This is a genomic window from Streptococcus mitis, assembly GCF_016658865.1.
Taxonomy (GTDB): domain Bacteria; phylum Bacillota; class Bacilli; order Lactobacillales; family Streptococcaceae; genus Streptococcus; species Streptococcus mitis_BT.
The window spans coordinates 44975-59378 of the sequence record NZ_CP067992.1 but is presented as its reverse complement, the minus strand read 5'-3'; the positions used below and the strand labels follow the sequence as shown (position 1 = coordinate 59378).

The 14404-nt window shown below is 43.3% G+C and carries 11 protein-coding genes; all 11 read right to left on the bottom strand.

The features are described 5' to 3' along the window. Positions 1–3: 3 nt before the first annotated feature. The 11 genes from JJN14_RS00290 to JJN14_RS00240 all read right to left on the bottom strand — a co-directional run bounded on the left by JJN14_RS00290 (position 4) and on the right by JJN14_RS00240 (position 14376). A complete protein-coding gene (locus JJN14_RS00290) occupies positions 4–231 on the bottom strand; it encodes a hypothetical protein (RefSeq protein ID WP_000615429.1) in 228 nt (75 codons plus the stop codon). Between the two features lie 134 nt (positions 232–365). Then, a complete protein-coding gene (locus tag JJN14_RS00285) occupies positions 366–1817 on the bottom strand; it encodes a hypothetical protein (protein ID WP_201058607.1) in 1452 nt (483 codons plus the stop codon). Between the two features lies 1 nt (position 1818). Next, positions 1819–2910, bottom strand: coding sequence for a 5-(carboxyamino)imidazole ribonucleotide synthase (gene purK / locus JJN14_RS00280; protein ID WP_201058606.1), 1092 nt, complete (start codon positions 2908–2910; stop codon positions 1819–1821). Further along, on the bottom strand, positions 2897–3388 hold the full coding sequence (gene purE / locus JJN14_RS00275) for a 5-(carboxyamino)imidazole ribonucleotide mutase (RefSeq protein ID WP_201058605.1): 492 nt from the start codon (positions 3386–3388) through the stop codon (positions 2897–2899). Before purE ends, purK begins: the two co-directional genes overlap by 14 nt. A gap of 187 nt (positions 3389–3575) precedes the next feature. After that, on the bottom strand, positions 3576–4838 hold the full coding sequence (gene purD, locus JJN14_RS00270; protein WP_201058604.1) for a phosphoribosylamine--glycine ligase: 1263 nt from the start codon (positions 4836–4838) through the stop codon (positions 3576–3578). Positions 4839–4958: 120 nt separating this feature from the next. Then, positions 4959–6506 (bottom strand): bifunctional phosphoribosylaminoimidazolecarboxamide formyltransferase/IMP cyclohydrolase, encoded by a 1548-nt coding sequence (gene purH / locus JJN14_RS00265; protein WP_201058603.1) that lies wholly within the window; start codon positions 6504–6506, stop codon positions 4959–4961. A 16-nt stretch (positions 6507–6522) separates the two neighbouring features. Further along, positions 6523–7509 (bottom strand): hypothetical protein, encoded by a 987-nt coding sequence (locus JJN14_RS00260; protein WP_201058602.1) that lies wholly within the window; start codon positions 7507–7509, stop codon positions 6523–6525. After that, a complete protein-coding gene (purN, locus tag JJN14_RS00255) occupies positions 7499–8059 on the bottom strand; it encodes a phosphoribosylglycinamide formyltransferase (RefSeq protein ID WP_201058601.1) in 561 nt (186 codons plus the stop codon). Before purN ends, JJN14_RS00260 begins: the two co-directional genes overlap by 11 nt. Beyond that, positions 8056–9078 carry a phosphoribosylformylglycinamidine cyclo-ligase gene (gene purM / locus JJN14_RS00250; RefSeq protein WP_201058600.1) on the bottom strand — a complete coding sequence of 341 codons (1023 nt, stop codon included), beginning with the start codon at positions 9076–9078 and terminating at the stop codon, positions 8056–8058. Before purM ends, purN begins: the two co-directional genes overlap by 4 nt. Positions 9079–9114: 36 nt before the next feature. Beyond that, the gene (purF, locus tag JJN14_RS00245) at positions 9115–10557 is read right to left on the bottom strand and encodes an amidophosphoribosyltransferase (protein ID WP_020903300.1); all 1443 of its coding nucleotides are present in this window, start codon (positions 10555–10557) and stop codon (positions 9115–9117) included. 93 nt (positions 10558–10650) lie between these two features. Further along, positions 10651–14376: a phosphoribosylformylglycinamidine synthase gene (locus tag JJN14_RS00240; protein ID WP_201058599.1), complete on the bottom strand. Its 3726-nt coding sequence runs from the start codon at positions 14374–14376 to the stop codon at positions 10651–10653. Positions 14377–14404: the final 28 nt, after the last annotated feature.

The following is a 14404-nucleotide window of genomic DNA, read 5'->3' as shown; positions in this document are numbered from 1 at the left end:
TTCCTACTCAAACTCCTCTTTCCCAATCCACACAGATGGATAATGATCCAGTGTATTCAAATCCGTATCTAACGGTAGATCATAGATAGCTAAATAGTTTTCAGGGTATCGTGCAACTAGCTCTTCATATTTAGCTTGCACCTTATCTTGGTCAGCACTAGCAAACAAGACTTCAACAACTGCTCCAGTCTTATCTTTTTCAACAAATGCGTTGACAATTAGTTGTATCATATAATTGATAAAGTCCGTAGCCCGTATTCAGTTAAGCTGATACGAGCGTCTTTTTTCCTTTCTATTATATTTTTTACAGGAAAAAGGGCGCTTTTAGCCCAAGTTCAAGTACCTGAACTATCCCACTTCCTATTTTATTTATTTAGATTTTGATACTCACTTAATAGATTTTCAAAATCAATATCCAATCTAGCATTTAAATATTTCTTAACTTTATCTAAGTTATCACGTATGTACCAAGTTGCACCATAAAATTGGGGATTTGAATTCATAATACTTAAAAGTTTTTTAACATCTTCTTCATCTTGAACTAAATTCAATTCCAATAACATAATCAAGTTATTTTTGGCTCCATCATAACTCCCTGAATCTGATACATACTCAAATAAAAAACATTTTAGTTGAGGCAGTAAATTATAATACACACACTGAGAATATAATCCAGATACTTCCCTTTCTGTTAAAAAATCAACATTAGAAAGATCAACCCAACCTGTTCTGTATACGCTTATATTTTTTCTTATTTTAAATATAGTTTCTTTTAAATGATCTTCTTTGTTATCAACCAAATACAGCAAGCTTGATAAAAATTTAGCTTTCTCAATAAATCGTCCTCTATCATCAGATGAAACACTACTTAAACCAGTTGCAACAGGATCGTTCTGGATAAACATTCTTTTTGAAAATCCTAATATGATATCTTTTTTATCTTTAGGCAGTATTTCCCAAAGTCCGGGACAAAACTGAAAATATTCCATCAAATTATATATTTTAGACTGAAATTTTTGATAATGATTAGACGTGACAATATCATCAGGCAAAACATTCACTAGTTTAAAAGAATCGTCTGATATTGATTCTTGACAATAATCCGGATTGAATTTATAAACTACTTTGAGAACATTAATTATTCTCCATCTATTATTTTCAAGTGACGAACTTTCTTTAAAAATTTCTTTAAAGAAAGTTTTAAAGACATTTTTATATGCAGACTTATTTAACCTCTTTAGATATTTATCAATAAATTGATTATCAAACTCCTCATTATAGCCATGATCTTCAACATAATCTGCAGCATACTGAAAGACTTGCTCTACATATTTATTACCTAATCCAAGTTGATTTAAAAAGATTATTCTTAATGCATTGGTCAGAGCCAATTCGACCTCTTCCCTTTGGATATCCCTAAGCGATATTTCAATCTTATCTTCCACCATTTCAACTATCGGATGGGCTCCATAATTTCTAAATCTTTGTATTTCCTCTAAATCAAGGAATTCAATATTTGTTATGAAACCTCTATTCTTTAACTCCTCAATTAATACTCCCTCCCATGACGGACTTTTAGGATTATTATTTTTTTGTTTTTCCACCTTTGTTATAATCGCATCCGCATTACTGTTTGCATAAAAGTCTCTCAAAATTTCCAGCTGCTTTAGAATATCATATAGCATAGTTGTATATAGAACGACTATAGCAGACCTATAATATCCTTCCTTGATATTATCAACTACCTCTAGCAAGTATTTCTTAGTAACTTCACGTGAGATTTCTTCAGTTATTACTTTTTCAATTTTATCTTCCATATCAAATTATATATCCTTCCCCAAACTCATCAACACTATCCGGTTCATCACTAAACAAAGTCACATGTCCCATTTTGCGGTTGTGCTTCGCTTCTATTTTACCATACATATGGAGGTGGGCGCTTGGATTTTCTGCGACATACTTTTCAGCAACCTCGACGTGTTGGCCGAGAACATTGAGCATGACTGCAGGCGCATGCAGTTTGATAGCTGGCAATGGCGTTCCGAGAACACCCAAGATATGGGTGTCAAATTGCGAGAAGTCGCAGGCTTCAATTGAATAATGCCCAGAGTTGTGTGGGCGTGGGGCAATCTCATTGACAATGATATCGTCAGCTGTCGCAAACATTTCCACGCAGAGAGTTCCAGACAAGTTCAGTTGTTCAGCAATTCGCACTGCCATTGCTTTGGCTTTATCTGCTAGACTATCAGAAATTCGAGCTGGGACGATGGTCTTAGACAGGATGTTGTTGCGGTGGATATTTTCCTGAACTGGGAAAACCGTCACATCCTTGCCATTTCCTGACACGATGACGGAAATTTCAAGGTCGAAGTTGACAAATTCTTCCAAAACGCAATCTGCTGAATCAGCCAGTGCATAGGCTTCTTCAAAGTCTGCTTCTGAGCGAATAACCTTTTGTCCATGCCCATCGTAGCCACCAGTCGCAGTCTTGAGGACATAGTTTTTCGACAGGTCGATATCTGCCAAGTCTTGGCTAGAAGTCACAACCTTGTAAGGTGCCACAGTGACTTGCGCCTTGTTGGAAAGGAAGTCCTTTTCAAAAATGCGATTTTGAGAAATGCGGAGTAGGTCTGTCCCTTGAGGGAGCTGACCATCCTTGATGACAGCATCCAAACCGTCAGCATCGACATTTTCAAACTCATAGGTGAGGACATCGCAACGCTCAGCCAACTGACGCAGAGCATCCACGTCATTATAAGGAGCCACGATGATCTCCGCCACGCGAGAGGCCGGGCAATCCGCCGCAGGATCCAGCGCGATGACCTTGTGCCCCATGTAGATAGCTGAAATCGCCATCATCTGACCCAGCTGACCGCCACCGATAATTCCGATTGTTTTAGATGAGCTCATTGGTAGACTCCTCTGCGATTTTTCCTTGTTCCTCTGCGAAATCTGCCAAAGCTGTCGCGATAGCCTGATCCTCTACCGAAAGGAGACGGAGGGCAAAGAGAGCTGCGTTAGTCGCTCCAGCTTCCCCGATAGCCATAGTCGCAACAGGCACACCACCTGGCATCTGAACGATAGAGTAGAGAGAGTCCACGCCACTAAGGGCACGTGATTTAACTGGTACACCAATGACAGGAAGGGTTGTTTTTGCTGCGACCATACCCGGCAAATGGGCTGCACCACCCGCACCTGCGATGATGACCTTAATACCACGACTACGGGCTTCTGCTGCATGCTTGAACATGAGGTCTGGTGTACGGTGGGCAGAGACAACTTTCTTTTCGTAGGCTACACCGAAGCGGTCTAGGACTTCTGCTGTTTTTTGCATGGTTGCCCAGTCGGATTTTGAGCCCATGATGATGGAAATAATTGGTTTGGTCATAATTTTTCCTTTTCTTCTTTTTGATACTGGTCTTAGGTGATGGGGATGGAAGCAAACCTTCGGTTTCATTCCTAAAATTTGAGCCTAAAGTCTCAAATTTCCCCCGACCAGAACAGATACTGTTCTGGTCTTTTCACCACGGGGACTATTATCGTGTTTGGCGACTGCGTCGCTTTTTCTTATATCTTTATCTAATTGCCTTGCTTCCGATATCTGTTCGGTAAAAGAGGCCTTCTGTGTTTTGTTTTGTAAGTTCGCTGTAGATAGTGTCTTGAGCCACTTTGACGGTGGCTGCTGTGGTGACTAGCATGTATACTCGACCTCCATTTGAGAGCAGTGCTCTGCTATTTTCCGCAAACTTAGTTCCTGCATAGTAGGTGATGATATCACCCTCTGTCTTGGCTGGCAACTCAACACCCTTCTCATAAGCCAGTGGATAACCGTTTGATGCGACAACCACACCCAGAGTCACACCCTTGTCCGTCCAGGTGATGTTTGGCTCCTTACCATCCAGAATATCCGTAATATTTTGTGCAAAGTCAGATGTCAAACGAGGCAAGATAATTTGCGTTTCTGGATCTCCAAAACGAGCGTTGAACTCGATGACTTTGGGTCCATCAGCTGTCAAGATAAGCCCCGCATAAAGAACACCCAGATAAGGGCGCCCTTCTTTAATCATGCCTTCTAGGACTGGCTTGACAATAGTCTCCACTGCTGTGTCAACCACGCTCTCTGGCAAGTGAGGAACTGGCGCATAGGCACCCATACCGCCCGTGTTAGGTCCTTTGTCGCCATCGTAGGCACGTTTGTGGTCCTGAGCCGTTGGCATGATGTAGAACTTGTCCCCATTGACAAAGACAAAGAGTGAAAACTCCTCTCCTTCAAGGAATTCCTCAATAACCACACGCGCACCTGAGTCACCAAATTTATTGTCCAAAAGCATCTCGTGAGCTGCTTCGACTGCTTGCTCAACTGTCTCCGCAACGACGACACCTTTTCCAAGGGCCAAACCGTCTGCCTTAACGACAATTGGAGCGCCTTTTTCTTCGATATAGGCCTTGGCTTCCTCGAAATCTGAGAATGTGCCATAGGCTGCTGTTGGAACACCGTATTTGACCATGATTTCCTTAGCAAAATCCTTGGACCACTCCAGTTCAGCAGCGGCCCTAGTCGGCCCAAAAGCCTTAAGCCCAGCTTGGTTAAAATCATCCACAATGCCAGCAGCAAGGGCATCATCTGGACCGATGAAGGTCCAAGCGATATCGTTGACCTTTGCGAAGTCAATCAACTTAGAATGTTCGGAAATAGAGATACTTACCAATTCTAGACCATCCAGAGTCATACCATCATTCCCAGGAGCCACAAAGACTTTTTCAACATCTTTTGATTCAAGCAACTTCTTGGCAATCGCATGTTCACGACCACCCGAACCGACAACTAACAGCTTCATCTCTTAACCTCTTTTGCGAATTATTTATTAAAATTATACCATAAATGTTCGTTTTAATCTTGTTTCACTTAGCATTTTAAGCCAAAAAAGGAAAGAAACTGTTTTCTTTCCTTTATATTCTTAATGTCTAAAATGTCTCACGCTTGTGAAGACCATGGTCAGACCATATTTGTCAGCAGCTTCGATGGATTCCTGATCACGGACCGATCCACCTGGCTGGATGATAGCCTTAATACCTGCTTTGGCGATTTCTTCCACATTATCCGCAAATGGGAAGAAGGCATCCGAAGCAAGCACAGCGCCGTCAAGACGGTCTTTAGCTTGGTCAATAGCGATGCGAACAGAAGCCACACGGTTAGTCTGACCTGGACCAACACCCAGTGTCATGTGGTCGTTGGTCACAATAATTCCGTTTGATTTGACGTATTTAATAGACTTCCAAGCGAATTCAAGTGCTGTCGCTTCTGTCTCAGTTGGTTGGCGTTTGGTCACCACTTGCCAGTCAGCTGGACTTTCCTTAACCACGTCTTGGTTTTGCACAAGAAGTCCACCGACCACACCTGTGTATTCCGCTTCTGCTTCACTGGCATCTTGTGCGTCAAATGGCAAGGCAAGGATACGCAAGTTTTTCTTTTTATTGGTCAAAATGGCTAGCGCTTCATCCGTATAGCTTGGTGCAATGATGATTTCAAGGAATACACCATGCATCTTCTCAGCTGTCGCAGCATCCACCTCACGGTTAAGAACAACGATACCACCAAAGATAGACACTGGGTCAGACTCATAAGCGTAGGCCCATGCAGTTTCGATATCATCAGCCTGACCAATTCCACATGGATTCATGTGTTTGAGTGCCACTACGGTTGGGCGGTCCTTGAAATCACGGATGATACGAATGGCAGCGTCCGCATCGCGGATATTGTTAAAGGACAATTCCTTACCGTTAAGCTGTTTCGCTGATGCAATAGAGTAATCTGTCGTCAAGGCTTTTTGGTAGAAGTCCGCATCCTGCTGAGGATTTTCCCCGTAACGCATTGCTTGTTTAAGGTCATAAGTCAAGGTCAGTTTTTCAGGCTTGCTTTCGCCGACCTGAGCTGTAAAATACTCTGCTATCAAAGCATCATAAGCTGCTGTATGACGAAAAACCTTGGCTGCCAACCGTTGGCGAGTTTCATAAGTAGTCTCACCATTTGCTGACAACTCGTCCAAAACCACTGTATAGTCAGCAGGGTCTACCACAACTGTTACGCTAGCGTGGTTCTTCGCTGCTGAACGAAGCATAGATGGACCACCGATATCGATATTCTCCACCGCATCAGCGTAAGTTACGTCTGGCTTGAGGATCGTTTCCTTGAATGGGTAGAGGTTGACCACAACAAGGTCAATGAGCTCAATTTGATTGTCCTTAGCCGCTTCCAAGTGGCTATCCAAGTCACGACGAGCGAGAAGGCCACCGTGGATATTTGGGTGAAGAGTCTTGACACGACCGTCCATCATCTCTGGAAAACCAGTCACATCATCGATGGCAACGGTCTCCACCCCAGCATTATCAAGGGCAATCTTGGTCCCACCTGTCGAGATGATGTCCCAACCCAGTTTTTTAAGTTCTTGGGCAAATTCAACAATGCCCGCTTTATCTGAGACTGAAATAAGTGCTCGTTTAGTCATTTGTTCTCCTTACTTATTAGAATAGACTGAGGAAACCTGAGTTAAATTCATCTTCTCTTATCTTTCGTGTAGCTTTTAGAATATTATTTCTTGATAAAACTGCATTTTGACTTGAAAACTCATAAAAATAATCTATTAATTCACTATTTTCAATATCAAAAGGCTCATTCATTCCAAATTCTGAATTAATAAATATATTAATCCTTTCAAACCATTCTTTTCTACTTCTAAAAACAAAAACTGGTTTTTCTCCACCATACTTCAAATAATTTGAAATTCGTTCCAAAATAATACTCACTGTGAAGTTCGTAATTTTTTTATCAACATCCGATAATTTAATATCCTTTTTATTCAGCGAAGCAAAAGGAACCAATTCTAAATTACAAATACGTACCCCTTGATATTTTTCTAGATTATCCCACTCCTCCAATAAGCGATTAGCCGCCTTATCTAACAGATTTTTTCCTTCCCCTTTTTCACCCAACAATGCTTTATAGTAGCTTTTAATGTAGTAACATTCACTCTTTATAAATTTTGTGAGCAATTGATGATCTGGTTTTTTAGAAAATTTCCCGAGTATCAGTTTGATTTCTTGGTAAAGAATATTGTCTTTCTGAACTATTTTATTTTTAACATCTTCCACAGAAAAATTTTGATAGTCTTGAAACATCCTCTCTATGTAGTCTTCTTTATTTTTGGCTCGTTTAATAAATTCACGAATGTCAGTATCTTTTAATTTCCAAATACTATCAGCCACACCGGGATTATAAAGACATTGATACAAAATTGCGTTTTCATAATCGCCTTGAACGTGTGTAGGGATAATGTATCTTGTTGCAGGTTTGTATTTTTTCCCGTTAGGTTCAATCCAAGAAAATTCATTATTCGGTTGTGTTAAACATTTAAGAAAATCATTAATCACCCCTACACCGTTATCATTTTTCCATGGATTATAGTCACTGACATCTTTATCCCAGTTTTTCAACTTTTCTTTAAAACCCATATCTTATCTCCACTCCCAAACTATTCAACACCTCAGGATACAACTTATACTCTGCCTCATGAATGCGAGCTTCAAAGCTTTCGATGGTATCATTCGCTAGTCTTGGCACACGTACTTGTTTGATGACCTTGCCTGTATCCACTCCGGAATCCACCCAGTGAATGGTCACGCCGCTCTCAGCAACGCCAGCATTCCAAGCGTCCTCAATCCCATGAGCTCCTGGAAATTCTGGCAAATAGGCTGGGTGAATGTTGATGATTCGTCCTTCATAAGCTGCCAATAAGGTTGGCCCAACGATTTTCATGTAGCCTGCTAGACAAACCAAGTCAATCTGGTGTTCTTCCAAGAGTTCGACAAGGGCCGCTTCGTAGTCTGCCTTGCTCTCAAACTCCTTGAGTTCAAAAGCATAGGACAGAACGCCGAGCTTGTCTGCACGTTCGAGCACATAGGCGTCACGATGGTCTGAAAAGACAAACTCTACTGGAAATTGTTCCGCTATCACCTGAAAATTTGAGCCATTACCAGAGGCAAAAACCGCTATTTTTTTCATTTGATGATGACACTTTCGTTTTCTTTCTTGACGATACGACCAATTTCATAGACTGGTTCATCCAACAATTCCTTGACACGACTTACATTTTCAGGGCTAACTGCCAGCATAAGCCCCACACCCATATTGAAGATTTCAAACATTTCCTCATGTTTGATCTGACCGTATTTTTCAAGGGCTTTGAAAATCGGTAAAACTGGAACCTTGTCTTCCTCAATCTCAGCTGCTAGGGCAGCTGCAAACATACGAGGGACATTTTCGATAAAGCCACCACCAGTGATGTGGGCAATGCCGTTGACCAACTCTTCCTTGATGAGTGGCAAAACAGCCTTGACATAGATACGAGTTGGCTCAAGAAGAACGTCCTTGAGTTGCTTGCCTTCCAATTCTGGCAAGATTTCCTCACCTGTGTAATCCGCAAAGACACGACGGACGAGAGAGTAACCATTGGAATGAATCCCACTTGAAGCAAGTCCGAGAAGAACATCTCCTTCTGCCACCTTTGAACCGTCAATGATTTGAGATTTTTCAGCCACACCGACCGCAAAACCAGCCAAGTCATAGTCATCTTCGCCGTACATGCCAGGCATTTCAGCCGTTTCCCCACCGATGAGGGCAGCGCCTGCCTGCACACAACCTTCTGCCACACCAGCAACCACTTGTTCTAGCTTAGCTGGTTCATTCTTGCCAGTTGCGACGTAGTCAAGGAAATAGAGGGGCTCCGCACCCGCAGCGATGATATCATTGACACACATGGCCACACAGTCCTGACCGATGGTATCGTGCTTGTCGTACTTGATAGCCAGCATGAGCTTGGTTCCGACACCATCAGTTCCTGAAATCAAGACGGGTTCTTTAACCCCAGTCTTTGAAAGGTCAAACATACCACCAAAGCCACCCAGAGCTCCCATGACACCTGCTCGCTCCGTACGAGCCACGTGCTTTTTAATCCGTTCAACAACTTCATAACCCGCTTCAACATCCACGCCAGATTGAGCGTACGCATTTTTATTTGCCATTTTTATATTCCTTTTCTTTAATGGAGGATTTATTGTCTATTTGTAAAAACTGGTCTTTTCTTCCAAACTTCTACGATAGTCTTCTTCATAGTCGTAGAGAGGCGTTGGGTAATCACCATCAAAATAAGCGACACAGAGACCACCATTTGGCGCATCCGTTTCAATACCAATTGACTCAATCAAACCTTCAACAGACAGATAGGTCAGACTGTCCGCACCAATGATTTGGCGAGTTTCTTCAACCGTATGATTGGCTGCAATTAGCTCCTGACGGGTCTGGATATCAATTCCATAGAAGCATGGATAAGCTAGCGCTGGACTGCCAATGGCAACGTGAACTTCAGTCGCACCCGCTTCTTTCAAGAGCTGAACGATACGACGAGAGGTTGTTCCACGTACAATAGAGTCATCAATCATAACAACACGCTTGCCTTTGACAACACCAGAAACTGCAGACAATTTCATCCGCACCCCTTGCTCCCGTAATTCTTGAGTCGGTTGGATAAAGGTACGTTGGGTGTATTGGTTCTTGATGAGGCCCATTTCATTTGGTAGCCCGGACTCCTCCGCAAATCCCATAGCCGCGCTGAGGGAAGAATTGGGCACACCGACCACTATATCCGCCTCATGCTTGAATTCACGCGCCAATTGGGCACCCATACGTTTACGTGCCGTATGAACATTGACACCATGAATGTTAGAATCAGGGCGGGCAAAATAGATATACTCCATAGAACAGATTGCTAGCTGAGTATCATCTGTATAGCTATCATACTGGATGCCCTTGTCATCAATGATCACAATCTCACCTGGCTTCAAATCACGAATCCATTCAGCACCAATAACCTCAAAAGCACAGGTTTCAGAGGAAACAACCACCGCTCCGTTGGCCATTTTCCCGATAGAAAGGGGACGGAAACCATTGGGGTCAAGAGCCGCAATCAACTTATCCTCAAACAGCAAGATATAGGCAAAGCCACCTTTAACTAGGCTGAGCGCTTCTTTGATTTTGCCCATCAAGTTCGGATTGTGACTCCGACGAATGAGGTGAGCCAAGATTTCCGAGTCCGAAGTCGCGCTGAAAATCGCTCCTCTTTGTTCCAGTTCTTTCTTGAGAGAAGCTGCATTGGTCAGATTCCCATTATGAGCCAAGCCGAACTGCATATCGTGAAAACGGAAGAGGAAAGGCTGGATATTATCTACAGAAGCTTCGCCAGCAGTCGCGTAACGCACATGTCCAATCGCACCAGTTCCCGTCAATTTATCCAAATTAGCAGGATTTCTAAAGACTTCTGATAAAAGCCCCATATCGCGATGACGCTTTAGTTTTCCTTGGTCATTGGAGAGGATTCCTGCCCCCTCTTGACCACGGTGCTGAAGACTATGGAGACCAAAATAGGTCAATTTAGCAGCATCTGGATGTCCCCAGATACCGAAAACACCACATTCTTCATTAAGAGATTTTACTTCGTATGTCATTTTATATACCTAATTTTTATTTGTATAGCACCAAGAGCTAAATCTACATGACTTTTACATTACTGATACAATCTATTAGAAAATCTGTAAGTCTTATTTTCCAGTAAAGTATTTAACCGCCGACGCAAACAGGTGCTGGTCTTTATTTCCTGGGATGTTTTGGAAAAGACCGTCTTCATAACGTTCTGAGTGTCCCATCTTACCGATGATTTGGCCGTTCTTGCTGGTAATTCCTTCGATGGCATGGACAGAACCATTCGGATTGTACTTAGAGTCCATACTTGGTTTTCCATCAAAGTCAACGTATTGGCTAAAGATTTGGCCATTGTCACGGAGCTCCGCAAATTCCTCAGCCGTCACGACAAACTTCCCTTCACCGTGCGAAACAGGAATAGCGTGGATATCACCCACTTGCACTCCAGCCAACCATGGTGAGTTGGTATTGGCAATTCGAGTTTCCACCATCTTGGCCACGTGCTGGTTGGCATCATTGTAGAAGAGGGTTGGACTAGTACTGCTTGCATCCTCGAAATTTCCATAAGGAAGAAGACCTGATTTGACCAAAGCCTGGAATCCATTACAGATACCGATAATCAAGCCCCCACGAGCGATAAAGCCATCAATGGCCACACGCACTTTTTCATTGAGCAGGATATTGACAATAAACTTAGCTGATCCATCCGGTTCATCCGCAGCCGAGAAACCACCTGCAAAGAAGAGAATGTTAGCCTTACCGATGTTGTAAACCATAGTTTCAACTGACTTGACAATAGCCTCTTCATTCAAGGTCACAAATGGCACCAAGTTGACCTCTGCACCTTCTTTCTCAAAGGCCTTAGCTGAGTCATATTCTGAGTTGGTTCCTGGGAAGACTGGGATGTAAACCACAGGTTTTTCAATGGTTTCTTTTGATTTGATGACTTTGCTAGAAGCGACAGCTGGCACTTCAGCCAATTCTTTCGCTTGAGCAAATTCTGTTGGGTAAACTTCTTCCAATTTGCCTTGGAAAGCACTGTCAAGTTTGTGTCCATCTAGCTTCACATCGTTGACAGTTAGTGTAAAGTCTGCTTTTGTTTGTCCGATTTTCTCTACTCCAGCAATTTCTTCAGGCGATGTGAAGACAAATCCGCCCAATTGTGCTGTCAAAGAACTTTCAAGTTCAGGCAAGGTCACCTCTGCACCAATATGATTTCCAAAGGTAGCAAGGGCCAAACTTTCAAGCACACCACCGTATTTGACAGCTGATGCAGATGTCACTTTGTGACCAGCTTGGATGTCTTCAAACTGAGCAAAATTAGACTTAATCAAGTCAAAATCAATTTCTGCAGAGAGGGCTTGACCTGGGATGTAGTAGATATTTTCACCAGCAGTTTTGAACTCTGGAGAGAGGACCTTACGGCTATCTGCCGTCGTCACCCCAAAGGCTACCAAGGTTGGTGGCACTGTCAATTCTTCAAAAGTACCAGACATAGAGTCCTTACCACCGATAGATGGCAAACCAAGCTGAATCTGTGCTTCGATAGAGCCTAGAAGAGCTGCTACTGGCTGACCAAAACGCTCGGCTTGTTTGTCCATCCGCTCGAAGTACTCTTGGTAAGAGAAGCGAGCCTTAGACCAGTTGGCACCAGCAGCAACCAAACGAGCAGTTGCTTCGATCACAGCATAGGCAGCACCGTGGTATGGAGACCATTCAGCTACATATGGGTTGAATCCTTGAGCCATAACAGACGCAGTATGAGTCACACCGTGTTGAACTGGTAATTTCTGCACAGAAGCCTCGGTTGGTGTAAGTTGGTAGCGACCACCAAGTGGGTGATTAACCGTAGAACGTCCAACAGAGCAGTCAAAGATAGTCTGTAATCCTTTTTGACTCGCATGATTCAAATCAGATAGAACCGCAAGGGTATCAGCTTCAAGTGTATCAGAGTTTGTTGTGCGCTCTTCTGGGAGCTTGACATCCTTGTCCACAACCTTAGCATTGACGACCACGCGCACACCGTTTGTATCAAGGAAACGACGCTCCAAGTCCACGATTGTCTCACCATTCCAGTGCATGACAAGATTTGGTTTTTCAGTTACTGTCGCAACAACAACAGCATCAATATTCTCTTTGTTACATTCCGCAACGAAGGCATCCACATCTTCAAGACGAACCACCACAGCCATCCGTTCTTGTGATTCAGAGATGGCAATTTCGGTACCATTCAAGCCTTGGTATTTAAGAGGAAGCTTGTTGAGGTCGATTTCAAGACCGTCTGCCAATTCACCGATAGCCACACAGACACCACCAGCACCAAAGTCATTAGATTTCTTGATAAGACGAGTGACATCACCATTACGGAACAGACGTTGAATCTTGCGTTCTTCGATAGCATTCCCTTTTTGAACTTCAGCTCCAGCAGTTTCTACAGACTCAACCGTTTGAACCTTAGAAGAGCCCGTCGCACCACCGACACCATCACGTCCAGTCTTACCTCCAAGGAGAATAATCACATCTCCCGCTTCCGGTTTTTCACGGACAACATTGCCCTTAGGAGCCGCTCCGACAACCGCACCAAGCTCCATGCGTTTAGCTACAAATCCTGGGTGGAAGCATTCACGAACATAGGTCGTCGCAAGCCCAATTTGGTTACCATATGAAGAATAACCATGAGCCGCTGTTTTAGAAATAACTTGTTGTGGCAATTTCCCAGCGCGAGTTTCAGAAATCGGTGCTGTAATGTCACCCGCACCTGAGATTCGCATGGCTTGGTAGACATATGAGCGACCTGACAATGGGTCGCGAATAGCACCACCGATACAAGTAGCCGCTCCACCAAATGGCTCAATTTCCGTTGGGTGGTTGTGAGTTTCATTCTTGAACATTAGGAGCCATGGCTCTTTCACACCATCAACATCCACTTCGATTTCTACTGAGCAAGCATTAATCTCGTCTGACACTTCCATATCATCCAAACGTCCATTGGCACGCTCATAACGACCGAAAATAGTGGCCATATCCATCAAGGTTTGTGGTTTTTCAGAACGCCCCAACTCATCGCGCATAGTGATATATTTGTCATAGGTTGCCTGTAATTGTTTTTGGAATTTAGAAGCTGAAAAGTCGATGTGTTTCAACTCTGTCTCAAACGTCGTGTGACGGCAGTGGTCAGACCAGTAAGTATCCAAAACCTTGAGCTCTGTCTCAGTTGGCACGCGCCCGATTGACTTGAAGTAGTCTTGGATAAAAAGCAAATCATCCACTTCCATGGCCATCCCTTGCTCGGCCTTGTAGCGGGCAAAGTCTGCTGCCGTATAGCTTTCAAAGAAAGTCAATTTTGGAATGGTCTTGTCTGACTCTGAAAATTCCTGCTTGGCAATCCCTACCGTGATATCCTTGAAGCGAGAATCAACTGGATTGAGCAGATAGTTCTTGACCGCCTCTAACTCAGTCGCATCAATGTCTTTATTCACCAAGTAAAGTTGGGCTGTGTTGACTGTCACATCACTCGAACTTCCCAGCAAAAGCAAGGCTTCCTGTGAAGAAGCTGCACGCTGATCAAATTGCCCAGGTAGGTTTTCAATGGCAAAGAAAGCATAGTTAGCCAGATCCGCCTGCACAGCAACTTCGTCCAAAACATGGTCTGTCACCTGCTCAGAGAAAATGTGTTTCTCTGCAGGTGCAAACAGGTCCTCTGCCAAGTCAAATACATCATAAACTTGCACGATGCGAATACTTTTCAAGCTTGAAAGTCCCAAGTTGTGCTGGAGTTCTCTAACCAAACTCTCTGACTTGACCTGAAAATCAGCCTTTTTTTCAACAAAAATACGTTTATCCATCAATCCTTATTCCTTTATTTCAGCTCTT

Excerpts from the sequence above, each read along its gene's own strand:
- purK (WP_201058606.1), bottom strand. The coding sequence starts at position 2,910 with ATGAGCTCATCTAAAACAATCGGAATTATCGGTGGCGGTCAGCTGGGT.
- JJN14_RS00240 (WP_201058599.1), bottom strand. The coding sequence starts at position 14,376 with ATGGATAAACGTATTTTTGTTGAAAAAAAGGCTGATTTTCAGGTCAAG.
- purD (WP_201058604.1), bottom strand. The coding sequence starts at position 4,838 with ATGAAGCTGTTAGTTGTCGGTTCGGGTGGTCGTGAACATGCGATTGCC.
- JJN14_RS00290 (WP_000615429.1), bottom strand. The coding sequence starts at position 231 with ATGATACAACTAATTGTCAACGCATTTGTTGAAAAAGATAAGACTGGA.
- JJN14_RS00260 (WP_201058602.1), bottom strand. The coding sequence starts at position 7,509 with ATGGGTTTTAAAGAAAAGTTGAAAAACTGGGATAAAGATGTCAGTGAC.
- JJN14_RS00285 (WP_201058607.1), bottom strand. The coding sequence starts at position 1,817 with ATGGAAGATAAAATTGAAAAAGTAATAACTGAAGAAATCTCACGTGAA.
- purM (WP_201058600.1), bottom strand. The coding sequence starts at position 9,078 with ATGGCAAATAAAAATGCGTACGCTCAATCTGGCGTGGATGTTGAAGCG.
- purH (WP_201058603.1), bottom strand. The coding sequence starts at position 6,506 with ATGACTAAACGAGCACTTATTTCAGTCTCAGATAAAGCGGGCATTGTT.
- purF (WP_020903300.1), bottom strand. The coding sequence starts at position 10,557 with ATGACATACGAAGTAAAATCTCTTAATGAAGAATGTGGTGTTTTCGGT.
- purN (WP_201058601.1), bottom strand. The coding sequence starts at position 8,059 with ATGAAAAAAATAGCGGTTTTTGCCTCTGGTAATGGCTCAAATTTTCAG.
- purE (WP_201058605.1), bottom strand. The coding sequence starts at position 3,388 with ATGACCAAACCAATTATTTCCATCATCATGGGCTCAAAATCCGACTGG.